The organism is Aureibaculum flavum (assembly GCF_016406085.1).
Lineage (GTDB): Bacteria > Bacteroidota > Bacteroidia > Flavobacteriales > Flavobacteriaceae > Aureibaculum > Aureibaculum flavum.
Genome location: NZ_JAEHFJ010000003.1, coordinates 81194 through 100110 on the forward strand (window position 1 = coordinate 81194; position 18917 = coordinate 100110).

Consider the following 18917-nt stretch of genomic DNA (forward strand, 5'->3'; position numbering starts at 1 on the left):
TTTAACAATTCTGAATTATTGTTAATTTATGCAAACCACATGTTAAATTCCGAATTAAAACGCGAAAACACGAATAAAAACGCAATATATTACATTTTTTTTTATAGATTTACTTATTACTAACTTAAATAACATACTTATGAGAAAAAAAATTACGATTTCTTTTCTTGTTTGTTTTTCAACGGCATGCTCATTTCTATTTGCACAGAACATTACCGTAAGCGGTAAGGTTACTGATGCCAGTGGTATGACATTACCAAGCGTAAACATTCAAGTGAAAGGTACAAACACAGGAACTTCAACTGATTTTGATGGGAAATATGAAATTTCAGCACCTAAAGGTGGAATTTTAATTTTCTCTTATTTAGGTTTCAAAACTCAGGAAATAAAAATATCAGACTCAACTTTAAATGTGAGTCTTGAAGAAGATGCAGCTTCTTTAGATGAGGTAGTAGTAACAGCTTTAGGTATTTCTAGAGAGAAAAAATCTTTAGGATATGCCATTCAAGAGGTAGATGGTGATGCCATTAATAAAGGCTCTGAAAGTAATGTTGTAAACACGCTATCTGGAAAAATAGCAGGTGTTCAAATTCAAGGAACAAACAATATAGGTGGTTCTTCAAGAATTCTATTAAGAGGAGCCTCTTCTTTAACAGGTAATAACCAACCACTATTTGTTGTAGACGGAGTACCAATTGACAACTCCAATTTTGGCAGTGGTACACAAGCCTATGGTGGTAGAGATGATATTAATGGTAACGTAGATTATGGTAATGCTGCTCAAGATATAAATCCTGATGACGTAGCTTCTATTAGTGTATTAAAAGGAGCAAATGCTGCTGCACTATATGGTTCAAGAGCGGCCAATGGTGTTATTTTAATAACGACTAAAAAAGGTAAAAAAAGAAATGGATTAGGTGTAGATGTTAATTATGGCTTTTCACTTGAAAGTGCTTATGATTTTCCAGGTTTACAAAATGAATATGGTGGAGGTCAATCTTTAGACTTTGCAAATATTGGTGATGATGGCATTCCCATTCAAAATGTGAGTACAGACGAAAGTTGGGGACCAAAATTAGACGGAAGATTAGTTCGTCAGTGGGATGGTGATGGTAATGGCGGTGAAGTTAGACCATGGGTTGCTCATCCAGACAACTATAAAGACTTTTTTAATACTGGTGAAATCCATAAAACAAATATTGCCGTAAGTAATGGTGGTGAATTTGGTAACTACAGAGTGTCTTATACCAATTTAAATCACGATGGTATTATTCCTAATAGTAATATCAATAGAAATACATTTAATATAAACTTAAATGGAAAAATAAATAAACTATCCATTTCTACCAACTTCAATTACATTAACACAAAAGGTACTGCAAGACCTAAATTAGGTGGTAGTAGTGATAACTTAACCTATAATATGGTTATCTGGTCTCAACGTCAACTAGATATAGATAGACTAAGAGATTATAAAAGAGCTGACGGAACCCAAAGAACTTGGAGAACTGGCGATTTAAGTTCAACTAGCATTAGGGCAAACAATCCGTTTTGGTTGGCATATGAAGACTATCAAGATGATGAAAAAAACAGATTCATAGGTAATATTAATGTAAAATATGACATTACCAATGAGTTAAGTGCTACTTTAAAATATGGATTTGATAGATATGACGACAGAAGGCGAGACAGAAGAGCTGTTGGCTCTAGATATACTCCCTATTTTATTAGTAAAATGTATAATTTTAGTGAAGAAAATATCGATGCATTATTACAATACAACAATCCTAATTTAACAGAAGACATTTCATTAATTGCCAATTTAGGGGCAAACAAAATGACGAGAACGTTAGAATCTAATTCTGGTGCAACACAAGGAGGCCTCACGGTTAATAATATTTATTCTTTAGCTAATTCAGTAGATGCCCCTTACCTATCTAGAGGTCTTTCAAATAAAGAAACTAATAGTATTTATGCAAGTACTTCATTAGGTTATAAAGATTATTTGTATTTAGATTTAACAGCAAGAAATGATTGGTCTTCTACTTTACCTAAAGACAATTGGTCATACTTCTACCCTTCTGTTACAGGAAGTGTTTTATTTTCAGAATTTATTGAAAGTGAAAAAATAAATTTAGGAAAATTCAGAGTAGGTTGGGCACAAGTAGGTAACGACACTGACCCATATAGATTAAATAATGATTATGTTCAAGGGGCTGCAGTTGGTGGTAATCCAGTATTTTACTTACCGTCAACTCTTAACAACTCCGAATTAAAACCTGAAATAACAAATTCTTTTGAAACTGGTGTTGAATTGAAAATGTATCAAAATAGACTTGGTTTAGATTTAACGTATTATACGGGAAATACTAAAAATCAAATCATGCCAATTACAGTATCTGAAACCACTGGATATTCAAGTAAGTGGGTAAATGCTGGAGAAATTAAAAACAGTGGTATTGAAGTACTATTAACAGGAACCCCTATTAAGACCGAAGATTTTTCTTGGAATGTAGGCGTAAATTGGGCAAAAAACAATAACGAAGTTGTTGAATTAGCTGAAGGTTTAGATTCTTATTTAATGTCAACTTTTTATACTTCAGGTCCGGCAATTGTAACTTTAGAGTCACGCGTTGGTGAACCTTTTAGTTCTGTTTATGCTACAAAAATTGCCCGTGATCCTGATGGAAATAAAATAGTGGATGCAAATGGATATTATGTCAGTGGTGAACAAGAGTTTATTGGCAGTGTGTTGCCTGATTGGACCTCTGGTATAACGAATACAATTAGCTATAAAAACTTTACGCTATCGGCTTTAATTGACATTCAAAAAGGAGGTGTATATTACGCTAGAGGTTATCAAACGGCTATCTATGCTGGAACCATTGATATTACGGCAGCTAACGGTGTTCGTGAAAACGGTCTGGTTGCTGACGGCGTTATGTCTGATGGCAATGGAGGCTATGTAACAAACACTACACCTGTTGCAAGCGTAGATCAATATTTTAGATTAATGCGTAGAAACCCTGGTGATTTTACAACATTTGACGCAAGCTTTGTTAAATTAAGAGAAATGTCTTTACAATATTCATTCTCGTCAGAAGTATTAGAGAAATTATCTCTTAGTGCTCTTAACATCTCATTAGTAGGAAGAAACTTGGCAATACTTTCAAGAAATACTCCTGATGGATACGACCCTGAGTCTGCTGGAAATGCTTCAGGAAATATTCAAGGTAGAGAATATGGTCAATTACCCACTGCTAGAACTGTAGGTATGAATATTAAATTATCATTTTAAAATTCAAATTATGAAAAAAATAGTAATAATATATATATTAATTGTTAGTATAAGTTCTTGTACTAGCGATTTTGAAGAACTTAACAAAAATCCTTTAGCTGCAACTGAAGTGCCAACTCCGACACTTTTAACTTCTGCAACTCAGAATTTAATCAATGTAAACTCGGGATTAGGTTATAACAAAACAATGATGTTCTATTCGCAGCAATGGGCTCAAAGAGAAACAACGACTAGAAGTCTTTATGGTCTTTCAGCAGAAGGAGACTGGAGTGCCTTTTATGGGATTCTTCCAGAAGTAATGGAAATAATTAATTTAAACTCAGGTGACGATAAGGATCGCTATTCTGTTTATGGTAAAAATGAAAATCAAATTGCTGTTGCAACCATATTAAAAGTATGGGTTTTTCATAACTTAACTGATACTTGGGGAAATATACCGTATTCAGAAACTTTTAATAATGATATAACGTTACCAAAATTTGATAAGCAAGAAGATATTTATCCTGCTTTGATTCAAGAGTTAAAAGATGCTGTTGCACTCATTGATACAAACGCTTCTGGTTTCTCCACTGGAGATTTAATGTATAATGGGGATATGGCAAAATGGAAAGCTTTTGCAAATTCAATGAGAGCGAGAATTGCCATGCGTATGTCTGAAGCAAATCCGAGTTTAGCTCAAACTGAAGTCGCCGATGCTTTAGGGTCAACCATATTTACTAGTAATAATGATAATGCGGTAGTTGCATATCAAAACGAAGAGGCAAATGCTAATCCATTATACATAGAGTTTTTAACTCAAGCTTGGACTTTTATAGCAGAACCTCTTACAGAATTGATGAATACTTATGGTTCAGGGACAGATTCTAGCCCTTCAGATCCAAGAATTTCAAAATATGCAGATCCAAATGTTGATGGAGACTATATCGGATTCCCATATGGATTAGATACATCAGATACCTTTTTCTATGCAATTGATGAGCGTTCATTGCCAAATGAAATGACTAGGGCTATTGATTTTCCAAGCTATATTATGACCTATTCTGAATTACTCTTTATAAAAGCTGAAGCTGAACAAAGAGGCTGGTTCGGATCCGTTGCCGATGCTGCTACAACATACCAACAAGCAATTACAGCTAGTATGGAACAGTGGGGCGTTAGTGGAACAGACACAAATACTTATCTCGCCCAAAGTGATGTTCAATATGATGCATCTAATTGGAAAAAATATATTGGTGAGCAAAAATATATTGCACTATATTCTCAAGGTGGAAATGCTTGGAGCGAATGGAGAAGATTAGACTATCCTGTACTAAACTTTCCAATGGCTGCTACAACAAATGCTACTGAAATTCCAAGAAGATATTTTTATCCAAATAGTGAAGGTGCTGTTAACGGTGATAACTTAGCACAAGCAATCGCTGATATGGGTGGCGATACATTTTCTACTCGTATGTGGTGGGATCAATAAAAAAGCAAAAAGAAATTATTATTCTTTTTTAAATTATTTAAAACAAAAAATCCTCGGTTATAGCCGAGGATTTTTTGCTTCTAATAGTTTTAAGGATATAATAAATAGCTCTTACGCATCTCTTTATAATTCGTTAAACCAGACTCCCAACTCGCACGAATTTCTGATTCGGGTACTCCGTCAATAATTTGTTGTCTAAACAGCCCTGAACCTATTTGAATTTCAATACTATTCATTTGATTACTTAAACTACCATCAAAGAATTTTTCCTTTTCTGGGCTAGAAGCATACAATTCCATTATCCATTTCAAATTTATTTGCTTGCTTTCTCTCAATACATCAGTATCGTAATTTCGTAAGTCTAAACCATAACACACTTCATCCATAAATATAGGTGTCATTGACATGCCTTTTATACTTCTAGGAGTAAATGAAAAATCATAAATACCTTTATAAGCAGGACTCCCAAAAACAGTAAAAGGAAACTTTGTGCCTCTACCATGGTTAATATAAGTACCTTCAAACATACATGTAGACGGATATAATAATACAGATAATTGCGTATTTAAATTTGGAGAAGGTGATACCGGCAAGGTATAAGACATATTGTGATCATAATTGGCAACAGATATTATCTTCAGCTTACATTGTACAGGTTTGCCATTTAATGTAACCCAACCTTCACCATTTGCCATTTGAGCAAACTCAGCCACAGTCAATCCATGAGACATCGGAATAGGAAATTTACCTATCCCCGATTTATATTTCATATCTAATACAGGTCCATCAATTAAATAACCATTTGGATTAGGCCGATCTAAAATAAGTAGCTCCTTATCATTTTCATAACACGCCTCCATCAAACGTACCAACGCATTAATATTGGTATAAAACCGAACACCAACATCTTGCAAATCATAAATAAGCACATCAATATCTTCGAAATCTTTCTTTGAAGGCTTTCTTTTAGCACCATATAAAGAAACAATAGGTATTCCTGTTTTACGATCTATTTCATCAGTAACATGAACACCGGCACCAACATTTCCTCTAAACCCATGCTCCGGACCAAATACCTTTACAATGTTTACCCCTAAGTTCTGAAGACTATCTACCAAATGCTTTTCTCCTATAATACTTGTAGGATTGGCCATTATTGCTACCCGCTTATCTTTTAAATAAGGTACATATTTTTCGGTTTGGTCCGCACCCGTAATGATTTCACTGATTTGCAGGTTTTTACTGTTTTTTGAAGGTAATTCATTCGTTTTTGTAAGATATATCCCAATACAAAATAAAACTATTGAAAAAATATTTAATTTAAAGATCATATTCTCATAATTTAAGGTATAAATGTATTAATTAGTTCGCAAATTAAGTTAAATTTTCAAAAAACAGCAAAAACAAAGCTAAAACCGCAAAAGATTGCAATATTTTTTATATGTTTACCAGTACTAACGAAAATAATTCATTCATGAGAAAAAAAATTAAAGCAATCTTCCTAATTTTCTTTACAACTTCTTTTGCCCTATTATCCGCACAAAATATTAGTGTGAGTGGTACGGTAGCAGACGAAACTGGTACACCCTTGCCAGGAGTAACGATATTAGTGAAAGGAACAAAGAAAGGAACAGCAACCGATTTTAATGGAAAATATAAAATATCGGTAGCAGAAGGGACAACATTAGTTTTTTCGTCTATTGGTTACAAAAAACAAGAACAAGTAGTATCTGGTGAAATCTTAGATATAACTTTGATTGAAGATGCTTCAGTTTTAGGCGAAGTAATGATTACTGCTGAATTTGGCCAAAAACGAGCCGAACGAGGTGTAGGTGCTGCAACACAGACAATTGACGGAGCAACTATTACCGAATCTGGTAGAGAGAATTTTATTACAGCTCTTTCCGGACGTGTACCTGGTCTTCAAATCAGTTCTACAAGTGGTGCACCAGGAGCTTCTAGTAATGTAGTTTTAAGAAACATAACTTCGATATCTGGTAGCAACCAACCATTATATGTAGTAGATGGTGTACCAATGAACAACTCTTCTTTCGATCCTAACGGGATGGCAGGTGGAGCCACAAGCGAGTATTCTGTTAACAACTCAGATTTCTCTTCACGTGGTAATGATTTTAACCCTGAAGACGTAGAATCGATAACCGTATTAAAAGGTGCCGGTGCGGCTGCTTTATATGGTTCGGATGCTTCTAACGGAGCCATTATCATCACTACTAAAAAAGGTAAAGCCGGTAAAGGTAGAGTTACCTTTAGTAACTATATCAAATTAAGTAATGCGTATGGTTATCCAGAAATGCAAGATAAATATGCTAACGGAGCCCGTGGAACTACTAATTATTACTACACAAGTAAATATGGTGGATTGTACCCAGAAGGTCAACAATTATATGACAATGTTGATGCCATTCTTCAAACAGGTGTTCAACAACGTTACAATGTGGCTGTTGAAGGTGGTTCTGATAAGGCTACCATCCGTGCTAGTTTTTCACAACTAAATGAAACTGGAGTTATTAAAACTACAGAATATGAAAGAACAAATTTAAGTTTATCTGGTAGAGCTCAAATTACAGATTGGTTAAAATTTGAAGGTTCTATGCAATATACGGGTACAGAAAATAACAAGGTAAGAAGAGGTACAGAAAGCCCATTATACCGTGCTATGTTATGGCCTGTTGTTGATGATATGAGTAATTATTTAGCTGAAGATGGTTTACATATGAGAAACCCTGAATATTACCATGATGTTGACTTGTTAAACCCTTTATTTGATATGTATAACAATAAATACTACGACGAATCAGATCGTATTTTAGGTAATGTATCGCTTAACTTTACACCCATTAAAAATGCCTTTTTAAGAGCACAAGTTGGTTGGGATGTGGCAAATCAAACCTATGTTTCTTCTAGAAACCCTTATTATGCGTATAATAATGCTGGCGATGGTTCTTATAGTTTAGTTAATGCAAATTATTCTGACCCTAGTATTAATATACTTTCTGGTTACGACAATAAGTATTTTGATGACAAACTTTCAGTATCAGCACAAGTTGGATATCACCAATTAGAAAATAAGATTACACGAGCTTCTACTTATGGTACTAACTTTATTGATGCTAGTTTTCAATCCATTAACAATGTAGATCCTTTAACTATTGTTTCTAAACAAAGAAACACCAAACGTAGAGTACAAGGTATTTCTGGTCAGTTTCAAGTGGGTTACAATAACATGGCCTTTCTTACTTTTAGAGCTAGAAATGACTGGTCATCTACATTACCTAAAGAAAATAACAGTTATTTCTACCCATCTATTGAAGGTTCATTCGTTTTATCTGATTTAGATTTTATTAAAGATGTAGAAGCTATCAGTTACTTAAAATTAAGAGGTTCTTGGTCTCAAGTTGGTAAAGATGCTAGACCATTACAAATTGACCCAGAATTACAAACTACGGGCTTAACAGGTGGTGGTTATAAATATGGATTTACTGGACCTAATAGAAATTTGAAACCAGAAATTACTACTGGACAAGAGGTAGGAGTTGATTTTAGATTGTTTAAAAATAGAGTAAAAGGTACTTTTTCTTATTTTGAAACAGAAAATTCAAATCAAATAATACAAGGTTTTAGATTAAGTTATGCTACTGGTTTTGTATTAAACACCTTAAACGTAGGTACCTTTGAAACAAAAGGGTGGGAAGCCGCAATTGATGTTGATGTTATAAAAACTGAAAATGTAACTTGGAATTTGGGTGTTAATGGATCTCACGGAACATCTGAGGTTGTTTATCTTCCAGAAAACGTAACAGAATATTATAACGCATACACTTGGTTATCTGGAAATATAAGAACTGGTATTAGTGTAGGAAACCCTATTACATCGTTAACGGGTAGAGCTTATGAACGTAATGATAACGGTGATATCTTAATTTCTCCAACAAGTGGTTTACCTTTAACTTCTTCTGAATGGTCTAATCTTGGAAACAGAGAACCAGATTTACGTTTTGGTATAACTACGCGTTTAAAGTATAAAAACTTAACTTTATCAGGATTGTTTTCAGGACGTTTAGGTGCTACCGTTGTTAATGGTACTAAACGCTATATGATGCAAAGAGGTACAAGTTGGGAGTCCGTTGAATTAAGAGAAGGACCAGATCAAGTATTTGAAGGGGTTATAAAAGATGGTAATGAAAACACAGCCAATCCAACTACAAATACAATATCTGTTGATTATGGTACATATGGTTCTAGCATATTTACTGGAGGAGATGAAGATTGGATAGAAAAAGATATAAAATATATAAGACTACGTGAATTACGTTTGGCATATCGTTTACCAGATGACATCCTTAAAAAGTCTAAATTACTTAATTCTATGAACCTATATTTTGTGGCTAATGATTTATTTACTTGGACAAACTATTCAGGTATAGACGCTGTTGGTAACGCTGTTTCTGCTGCTGCAGGTGGTGTTGGTGGAGAAGGCTATGATGTAATGGCAATACCAAACCCTCGTAGTTATTCAATAGGATTAAGTATAATATTAAATTAAAGAATAGATATCATGAAGAAAAAATTTATATACATATTATCAATATTTTTCAGCTTAGTAAGCTGCGAAGACTACCTTGACGTAAACACCAATGTAGATGGCCCCTCTTATGCAGATGGCTATTTATATTTGGCTAATATTACCCAACAATACAATGGAATTTATTGGGACGGACGTGCTATAGCACCAATGGCTCAGATGTGGGGAACAACTTCTTATGCTAATTTTGCCCTTAATTATTACAGTGTTGGTAGTGATGCTGCTGGTGAAATTTGGAGAATGACCTATTGGAATCAAGGTCAGAACCTTGAAAACATGATTAATCAGTCTATGGACGCTGAAGATTGGACCTTGGCAGGTATTGGTTATGCAATGAAAGCTTTTAGCTGGGATTTGTTAACGAAGGTTCACGGTGAATTACCGATGAACGATGCTTTTGTACCAGATTTACTTTCACACGATTATGATTATCAAAAAGAAATTTATGCACAAGTAAGAGAGTGGGCCTATAAATCTATCGAATTATTAGAAAGAGCAGATGATCATGTTTATGCTGATAAAATTAGTTCTAATGACTTTATATATGAAGGAAATAAAGACAAGTGGATTAAATTTGCATATGCAGTTATTGTTCGTAATTTATCTTCTTTAACAAACAAAACAGATTTTGCAGCTAGTTATTCACAAGAATTGATAGATGCGGCAAGTAAATCTTTTCAAAGTCCTGATGATGATGCTACGGTATCCATTGCAGGAGGATCACAATCTGCTCCATTCAGTTCATTTAATAATTTTTGGGGAACGGCCAGAGGTAATTTATTAGACAACTACTTTCAACATGAATATGCTGTACAGGTATTTACTGGTACGGTACCAACTTATGACGAAGCTACTGGCGATAAAAATAACCTTGATGTTGTTACCGAATATTACCCATTCGAACTTGCTGATAATCAAATTATCACGGATACATTAGTAAATGAATTAGGACATTTTGACCCACGAGTAACCGTTAAGTTATCTACAACGAGCAATCCAAACTATGAAAACTTAAGTAATGCAGACAGTGTAAAAACGTATGAGTACTACGGCGGAACCTTTACATCAGCAAATGGTCCCTTAGGCACGGCACCTTCCGTTTATGGAAGAATTGCAAACTCAGCCTATGAAGGTGCAGAACATGACGGAACTGGTCGTTGGTTATTTAGAGATGAAGCACCATACGTTATGACAACCTATGCTGAAATTCAGTTTTGTTTGGCAGAAGCCTATTGGAAAACAAACCAGACAACGCTTGCATTTGATGCTTTTAAAAGAGGCGTTAGTGCTGACATGCAAACATCGGCAAGATATATTAAAACAGGAACTTCTGGAAGTCCTACTGGAGGAGATAAAATTACAACTGCTTTATTTAATACATTGGCAGACGAATATCTAGAAGGTCCATTTGTAGGAGGATTAACAGACTTTTCATTATCTCATATTATGATGCAGAAATGGGTATCTTTATATCCATGGGGAGCCGCAGAAGCATGGGTAGATATGCGTAAATATCACTTTGACGTAGATTATACAGGTGAATACCCTAGTGAAGGTAATGGATGGACACAAACCACAGTAGAACAAAAATGGGATACCAATCCAACTAAAGTATATAAAGGTCTCTATTTATCACCAGCTCAAGTTCAAGGACGAAAAGGAACTTACAATATAAACAATGAAGGTTCTCCAAGTTATAGAATAAGACCACGTTTTAATTCTGAATATATGTGGAATCTTAAATCATTGGAGATACTTACACCGATATCTGGAACGGCACCTAACTATCACACATCAATTCCTTGGTTTGCTTACCCTGGTGAGCTACCTCAATAATGAGATATGTTAACACAAGAAATATACAAAACAAGAAATATACAAATATGAAAAATATAACTAAAATAGGATTATTTCTCCTTTGCACTTTTTTAGTTGCAAGTTGCGAGAAAAATGAGATAGAATATATGGCTGAGGACGTTAGTACAACTACCGCACAATTCCAAATATTTTATATGATTCCAATAAGCACTGGATCTTCAAATTATATAAATAAAATAGAATTGAATGGTGAGCTATTATCAACTGACGCTTCTCCATTAAAAATTAATAGTTACCTCCCAACAAGTGTAGGTAAATATTATACCACTCAAGCTGGAGCGTCAAAACTGACTTTCTATAAAGGCTCTGATTTAGATCTAGTTTATGATGTTAATGTAGATTTACCCGCAGGAAAATCTACTATAATCATTTATAACTTTGATGAAGCTCCACTTATTATAGATGCAGAAGTGCCATATCCTACTTACACCACGGACGGAACTGGTGATTATACAAACATCAGGTTTTATAACCTAATGTATGAGTCTGAAGGAGTACCTACTGATTTAACGCTACAATATCAATTTCAATATATAGTAGATAATGAGACAGGTGATAGAAGTGAATGGGCGAATTTAGGAGAACCGGTTGCCTTTGGAGAAGCTACTTCATGGAGTAAAGCAGATGTAAATAAAAGAATAGAAATATCTTCAGGTTATGGTTATATCTATTATCGTCTAAGAGTAATAGGAGATGATGGATCAGATCAAGGAAACTTAATTCTTAAAAATGCCTATGGAAACATGGTTGAATATAGCGATTACTGGACTGGATATATTGGTTATGCAAGACACCATATATTTGTCGGCTATCGTAATGATTCACCAACATACCGTGCACGTGTAAGACAAATAACTGCATTATAATTAGCAATTAAACCTGAGAGAAAAGCCAACTAATTAATTTTAGTTGGCTTTCTTTTTTTAGGAATATTCTAAACCTTTTTTTGTCTATACATCTGATTTAAGTCCACTATTTCTCAATATATTTTATCTCCGTAGTAACTTCAGCAAACTGTCTAAACATCTCCATCACTCCACAATACCGATCTACTGATAAATTTACAGACTTTTCAATCTTATCTTTTTTAAAATCTGAACCATAGAAATTATAAACTACATGTACTTTCTTATAAAATTTAGGATGTTCTTCAGTTAACTCAGCCGTAATATCAATGTTAAATGCATCCACTTCAGCTCTCATTTTCTTTAATAACGAAACAACATCTAATCCAGAACAGCCAGCTAATGCAGAAAGCATCAGTGCCTTTGGTCTGTACCCTTCACCTTTACCTCCATCATCTACGCCGGCATCAATCATTAAATTTATTCCACTAGGGTTAGTAGATTCAAATTTCATGTCTCCTTTCCAAGTAGTTTTTACTGTATTTGTCATTGCTATTTATTTAAAATTTTTATTAATCTATTTAAATCTTCTTCTGTATGATTCGCTGTGATTACAATTCTATTCATCATATTTTTATAAGTAGGATATTTAAAATTTGTAATAATAATACCCTCAGTAAATAGCTTATTATAAACACCCTCATCTTCACTGTAAATAACAGGATAATTTTTATTGAATTTTATACCGTCCTTAGCTTGTAATCTATCAGCAATAAAATTTAGATTGTTTACCAATCTTTTCTTTTGAGTCTCATAAATATCCTCAGCCTTACAAAATGCTTCTAAATATGCAGGATTTGCAGCGGAAGAAGAGACAAACATTGATTCGTTTCTTAACTTATTGATAAATTCTCTATTCCCAGCAATAACTCCACCAGATAAACTTAAGGCTTTTCCTAAAGAGGAAACCATAATTTTACTTTCAACATTTGAATGTTGTATACCGCCAAAAACGCCATTACCATTTTCACCCAAAACACCTAAACTATGTGATTCATCAATTACTAATGTAATTTTTTTAGAGGTTGATATGTTATCCAAAAAATTAAAAGATACTGGGGCTACTTCTAGACCCAAGATAGCATCAACTGTAATTACAATTTCTTCATCGGTTGCTTCAAGCAATCGCGGATGTAACTTATTATCAATAAACAAAGGCAAGCTGCCGTCCGCTAAAATTGCAGGATGTGTCTTTGGATAATGAAAAAATATAGGATTTGACTTCTTCAAAAAATCAATAACTAATCTACCTGCGAGTGTTCCAGAAGAAACTGTTAATACGTCCTCCGCACCTATTTGTTCAGCAAAATAGTTTTCAAACTGATCATATATTGAAAGTTTAATATTTGAATTACGTGAACTACCATAAAAGGTTCCCCATTTTTTAATAGCACCCAATAGAATGTCAACAAACTCAGGGTGTGTTGCTAAGCCCAAATATCCAGTTCCGCCGAAATATAGGTATTCATTACCCTCAACAGTAATGGTTCTATCCGGAAAATTATCTACAATCATTAAGCAATTAATTTAACTCCGGTACCGTTCAACTCACTATATGTAATAACCCCGTCAGTAATGGTAATACCGTCGGCAATATCATTTGAAAGTAAGATCGCTCCATCCATATCAACAAAATCTAATAAAGGCAATAAATGTGCAATTGCAGATATACCAACAGAAGATTCCGTCATACAACCTACCATCGTTTTCATTCCTAATTTTCTTGCCTTTTCTAACATTCGTTTTCCAGAGGTTAACCCACCACATTTTGTCAATTTTACATTAACACCATGAAAGTGATTGTGGCATTTCATTACATCTGCCTCTACCATACAACTTTCATCTGCTATTATTGGTAAAACTGATTTTAAGAATAATGTTTTATGTCCACCCCAATCATCTGCTTTTAAAGGTTGCTCTATAAACTCTACTCCCAATTCTTTTAATACAACTGCATTTTTGAGTGTTTCATCAACCGACCAACCACAATTGGCATCTACTCTAAAAACAGCATCGGTATGTTTTCTCAACTCTTTAATTATAGCAATATCTTCTTTTGTACCTAACTTAATTTTATACAAAGGCCAAGGTTTTTCCTTTAGTTTAGAAACCATTTTTTCAATGGTATCAATACCTATAGTATAATCAGTGATTGGGTTATTATTAATATCGAGCCCCCAATATTCATATAGTTTTACTCCCTTTTTTCTTGCATACAAATCATTATAAGCCAAATCTAACGCACAGAGAGCAAACATATTATCCTTTAATTTAGGATACATTATTTGCCAAAACGCTGAAGGTTCCAACGTTGCATTCGCTTTAATTAAGGACTCCAACGCCGTTAAATCAGCAGACATTTTTTCAATAGTAGCTCCGTAATAGGGATTGGCTGTGGCTTCTCCATAACCAGAAATTTCTCCATCCTTTAATTCAACGACAAGGCTTTCTTGAACGTCTCTTGCTTCTCTTGAAATTCGAAATGTATGTTCTAATTTTAACTCGTAGGGTCTAAGTATTAGTTGCATAAAATTATATTTAATGAAAATTAAAAATAAGGGTATTTATCCAAATAACAATAAAACAATTATTAAAATGAATAGATATCTTTTTTGATATTTTGAACCATAATTTCATCAATTAAAACCATCTGTAGAAAATAATCAACGAAGCCAAATAGGACTTTTTAAGTATTGATATTCTGAAAAAAATTAGTTCTGTTATAGGGTTTACTTTTTCTACTTTGAGATTTAGTTGTAATTTGGTACTTCTAAATTTTAGAGTTTGTAATCTAAAATCTCAAGTCTAACATCTCAAATCAAAATTATATGCCTTTAGTAACTCCATTATCATCAGAACATGATATAGAAACCAAAAAATTAGCTGAATTTTTTAATGAAACCTTAGGGTTTTGTCCCAATTCAGTATTAACAATGCAACGCAGACCCGCAATTAGTAAAGCTTTTATCAATTTAAACAAAGCGGTAATGGCAAATGAAGGCAGGGTAACCTCAGCCTTAAAACGAATGATTGCTTGGGTAAGTAGTAATTCAACGGGGTGTCGTTACTGCCAAGCACATGCCATAAGAGCCGCAGAACGTTATGGAGCAGAACAAGAACAATTAGATAATATTTGGGAATACAGAACACATCCCGCATTTAATGAAGCTGAACGTGCTGCACTTGATTTTTCATTGGCAGCAAGTCAAGTACCGAACGATGTAGACGAAAAAATTAAAAAAAGATTATATGAATATTGGGATGAGGGTGAGATTGTAGAAATGTTAGGTGTAATATCTCTCTTTGGATACTTAAACAGATGGAACGACTCCATGGGTACATCTATAGAAGAAGGTGCCGTTGAAAGTGGTAACCAATATTTAGGGAAACACGGTTGGGAAAAAGGAAAACATATTTAATAAATTTTAAATAAAAAAATACTTCTAAAAAACAATACTATGCGTTGGACATTAAAGCCTTTACCAACATTAGATAAAGTAAGTAGCTTAGCAAAAAAGTTGTCTATTGACACTAATTTGGCTACGCTTTTAGTGCAACGCAACATTGAAACTTTCGAGGAAGCCAAATCATTTTTTAGACCTGATTTATCAAGGTTACATGATCCTTTTTTAATGCAAGACATGCAAAAAGCAGTTGACCGCATTGAAAAAGCAATTGCTAATGATGAAAACATTTTGGTCTTTGGTGATTATGACGTTGATGGCACAACAGCAGTCTCTTTAATGTCTTCTTATTTAAAAACCTATTACCCAAATGTTGCTACTTACATTCCGGATAGATACCAAGAAGGTTATGGTATTTCTTATAAAGGTATAGACTTTGCTGAAGACAATAATTTTTCATTAATAATTGCATTAGATTGTGGTGTAAAAGCAATTGATAAAGTCGATTATGCCAACAATAAAAATATTGATTTTATTATATGTGATCACCATAGACCTGGTAACGAACTTCCCAAAGCAGCAGCCGTTTTAGACCCAAAAAGAGAAGACTGTAACTATCCATTTGATGAATTATGTGGTTGTGGTGTTGGCTTTAAATTAGTGCAAGCGTTGGCTTCGAGACGTAATCAAACTATTGACGATTTAATGCCGTATTTAGATTTGCTAGCAACTGCAATTGCTGCAGATATTGTCCCTATGAATGGTGAAAACAGAATTCTTGCCTATTATGGTTTGGAACGGATTAACACCAATCCTAGAAGTGGAATTAGAGCCATGACACATCAATTAAAAAAAGAGGTGTTAACTATTACTGATGTTGTTTTTGTGATTGCCCCAAGAATAAATGCGGCAGGTAGAATGAAACATGGAAATTATGCTGTTGAGTTATTATGTGAAGAAGATTTTGAAACAGCTCAAACTATGGCAGCTGATATTGAAGTTTTTAATAACGACCGTCGCGATCTGGATAAACTAATTACCATTGAAGCCCTGCAACAAATTGAAGAAAATAATGAAACAGAAGATTTTTCTTCAGTAGTTTACCAAGAAGATTGGCATAAAGGAGTCATTGGTATTGTTGCTTCTCGTTTAATTGAAAATTATTATCGCCCTACCCTAGTCTTCACAAAAAGTGGTGATAAATTAGCGGCTTCCGCCCGATCCGTAAGCGGGTTTGATGTGTACAATGCCCTAGAAGCCTGCTCGGAATTTATTGAGCAATTTGGAGGTCATAAATATGCTGCAGGACTTACTTTATCACAAGAAAACTATAAAAATTTTAAAGATAAGTTCGAAGAAGTAGTAAAAAATAGTATTCCTCCAGAACTATTACAACCAGAAATTAAAATTGATTTGGAGCTAGAATTATCAGCAGTAACTCCTAAATTTTATCGAATTCTACAACAGTTTGCACCTTGTGGCCCTCTGAATATGAGTCCCGTTTTTATGAGTAAAAATGTAAAAGACACAGGTTATTCTAGAAAAGTTGGTGCAGATGAAGATCACTTAAAATTGAGCATTGTTTCAGAAGACGGAACAAAATTTAACGGTATTGGTTTTAATTTAGGTAAAAAACATGCCGAAATTTCTAACGGACTACCTTTTGATATCGTTTACACCATAGGTGAAAACACTTGGAACGGCAATACTTCGTTGCAGTTGATTGTGAAGGATGTTCGATCTAGTCTTCTGTAGGCAGTGGCAGTCCGCAGTCCTTTTAAATCAAGACGGAAAGAATCAGGAATCAAGACAAAAAGTAAACAATATGGTCTATTTCATTCCTGTCATTCAGAACGTAGCAAACGAATTATAGAATATTCAAGTAATTCAAAGCTAAGTGAAGAATCTCTCAAATGTAAAACGGATTTAACAAACTTCTTGAGGAGTAATTCTTTCATTTTAATTTTACAGAATGTGTCTTTACATCCCAATACAATTTGTTTTTGTTCTTTTTGAACCAATTTTCGATAAATGTAATTTGTTTACTAGTTGGAATATCTAAGTCGGATTCTTCATCATAATAAACATCTTTGATTTCAGTTAGATTTATTAAGAATACAATAGCGTCGATGTAAGGAGGGTCTTCGAAGTATCTATTTTTAATTGACTTTTTAACCAATTTCAATTTCTTTTTAAAATATTTTATTGGGTTGTTTCTAACGGAGATTGGATTACCTTTGATTTTAACGGTATCTCTTTCTAAATATAATTTTTTCCTATTTAGTTTATACCAAGCTTTCCAATCTAAATAGTTTTCTTCTGAAGCTTCACACCCTTCATAAGAGTAAGTATAACAATCTAATTTTGTAAGAATGACAAGAAAAGTGGTAGTCTCTTCAAAATTATTATTTGAATCATCACTAAAACCGGATTCTGTATAAATTTCTTTAAAATATCTTTTGATGAGAGAGAGATGCTTTTGATAAATTTTTCGTGCAGCCTTATTAGTATCATCAACTTTTTGAGCGTTGCAGATACATGAAAAATTAATTGCCAATAAAATTAAAAAAGATTTCATTTTATTTAACTGTCCTCTTGAAAATTATTGAAATGAAAATATATTTTCTTATAAAGCTAACAAGATAAGCTCATTGAGTAGTGTTCTCTAAAAGTTCTTCAACTCAGCAATAGTTTCTGTCGGATTTTCACTTTTAAACACAAAACTACCAGCTACTAAAACATCGGCACCGGCACCAACTAACATTGGAGCATTCTTATCATTTACACCACCGTCAATTTCAATCAAAGCTTTTGAGCCTGATTTTTCAATTAAATCTTTCAATTGAATTACTTTTTTATAGGTATTTTCAATGAATGATTGTCCACCAAAACCAGGGTTTACACTCATTAATAAGACCAAATCTAAATCAATAATAATATCTTCTAACACTCTAATTGGCGTGTGCGGATTCAGTACAACTCCTGCTTGCATGCCTTCTGCCTTTATAGCTTGAATGGTTCTGTGCAGGTGATTACAAACTTCGTAATGTACTGTTATAATATCTGCTCCTGCCTCTTTAAAATCTTTGATATAACGATCAGGATCTACAATCATTAAATGGACATCCATTGGTTTTTTAGCATGCTTTTTTATCGCTTTTATTACGGGAATACCAAAAGAGATATTGGGTACAAACATGCCATCCATAACATCAATATGAAACCAATCGGCCTCACTGTTGTTAATCATTTCTACATCACGTTGTAGGTTGGCAAAATCAGCAGCTAAAATGGAAGGTGCAATTAAATGACTCATGTTTTTCTGTTTTTTACAAAAGTAGTGAAATTGTTACTAGCGGTT

The 18917-nt window shown here is 33.8% G+C and carries 13 protein-coding genes; 7 read left to right on the forward strand and 6 right to left on the reverse strand.

The genetic code is table 11. From position 1 onward, the window contains the following. Window positions 1–139: 139 nt before the first annotated feature. Window positions 140–3298: a SusC/RagA family TonB-linked outer membrane protein gene (locus JBL43_RS06325; protein ID WP_198840628.1), complete on the forward strand. Its 3159-nt coding sequence runs from the start codon at window positions 140–142 to the stop codon at window positions 3296–3298. A gap of 10 nt (window positions 3299–3308) precedes the next feature. After that, window positions 3309–4766, forward strand: a complete 1458-nt coding sequence (locus JBL43_RS06330; protein ID WP_198840629.1) for a SusD/RagB family nutrient-binding outer membrane lipoprotein — start codon at window positions 3309–3311, stop codon at window positions 4764–4766. 89 nt (window positions 4767–4855) lie between these two features. Here the strand turns inward: JBL43_RS06330 and JBL43_RS06335 are convergent, their stop codons facing one another. Then, window positions 4856–6097, reverse strand: a complete 1242-nt coding sequence (locus JBL43_RS06335) for an exo-beta-N-acetylmuramidase NamZ family protein (protein WP_198840630.1) — start codon at window positions 6095–6097, stop codon at window positions 4856–4858. Window positions 6098–6240: 143 nt separating this feature from the next. Between JBL43_RS06335 and JBL43_RS06340 the strand changes: the two genes are divergently transcribed. Genes JBL43_RS06340 through JBL43_RS06350 form a run of 3 tightly spaced genes read left to right on the forward strand, consistent with a single transcriptional unit; the run spans window position 6241 to window position 12113 of the window. Continuing rightward, entirely contained in the window at window positions 6241–9330 is a 3090-nt protein-coding gene (locus JBL43_RS06340) for a SusC/RagA family TonB-linked outer membrane protein (RefSeq protein WP_198840631.1), read from the forward strand. 12 nt (window positions 9331–9342) lie between these two features. After that, window positions 9343–11205 (forward strand): SusD/RagB family nutrient-binding outer membrane lipoprotein, encoded by a 1863-nt coding sequence (locus JBL43_RS06345; RefSeq protein WP_198840632.1) that lies wholly within the window; start codon window positions 9343–9345, stop codon window positions 11203–11205. A 47-nt stretch (window positions 11206–11252) separates the two neighbouring features. After that, window positions 11253–12113 carry a hypothetical protein gene (locus JBL43_RS06350; protein ID WP_198840633.1) on the forward strand — a complete coding sequence of 287 codons (861 nt, stop codon included), beginning with the start codon at window positions 11253–11255 and terminating at the stop codon, window positions 12111–12113. A gap of 106 nt (window positions 12114–12219) precedes the next feature. On the opposite strand, the gene JBL43_RS06355 is transcribed toward JBL43_RS06350, so the two are convergent. From JBL43_RS06355 to JBL43_RS06365, 3 genes are read right to left on the reverse strand one after another with little or no spacing between them, the layout of a single operon-like run. Next, a complete protein-coding gene (locus JBL43_RS06355; protein WP_198840634.1) occupies window positions 12220–12642 on the reverse strand; it encodes an OsmC family protein in 423 nt (140 codons plus the stop codon). Window positions 12643–12644: 2 nt separating this feature from the next. Continuing rightward, window positions 12645–13667 carry an aminotransferase class I/II-fold pyridoxal phosphate-dependent enzyme gene (locus JBL43_RS06360; RefSeq protein WP_198840635.1) on the reverse strand — a complete coding sequence of 341 codons (1023 nt, stop codon included), beginning with the start codon at window positions 13665–13667 and terminating at the stop codon, window positions 12645–12647. Further along, on the reverse strand, window positions 13667–14680 hold the full coding sequence (locus JBL43_RS06365) for a dipeptide epimerase (protein WP_198840636.1): 1014 nt from the start codon (window positions 14678–14680) through the stop codon (window positions 13667–13669). The genes JBL43_RS06360 and JBL43_RS06365 overlap by 1 nt, the downstream gene beginning before the upstream one ends. Before the next feature lie 300 nt (window positions 14681–14980). Here JBL43_RS06365 and JBL43_RS06370 point away from each other — a divergent pair, with 300 nt between their 5' ends. After that, entirely contained in the window at window positions 14981–15571 is a 591-nt protein-coding gene (locus JBL43_RS06370) for a carboxymuconolactone decarboxylase family protein (RefSeq protein WP_198840637.1), read from the forward strand. 39 nt (window positions 15572–15610) lie between these two features. Next, a complete protein-coding gene (recJ, locus tag JBL43_RS06375; protein ID WP_198840638.1) occupies window positions 15611–17311 on the forward strand; it encodes a single-stranded-DNA-specific exonuclease RecJ in 1701 nt (566 codons plus the stop codon). Window positions 17312–17510: 199 nt separating this feature from the next. On the opposite strand, the gene JBL43_RS06380 is transcribed toward recJ, so the two are convergent. Together JBL43_RS06380 and rpe are read right to left on the reverse strand one after the other, a co-directional pair. Beyond that, the gene (locus JBL43_RS06380) at window positions 17511–18134 is read right to left on the reverse strand and encodes a hypothetical protein (RefSeq protein WP_198840639.1); all 624 of its coding nucleotides are present in this window, start codon (window positions 18132–18134) and stop codon (window positions 17511–17513) included. Window positions 18135–18221: 87 nt separating this feature from the next. Next, window positions 18222–18872 (reverse strand): ribulose-phosphate 3-epimerase, encoded by a 651-nt coding sequence (rpe, locus tag JBL43_RS06385; RefSeq protein WP_198840640.1) that lies wholly within the window; start codon window positions 18870–18872, stop codon window positions 18222–18224. Window positions 18873–18917: the final 45 nt, after the last annotated feature.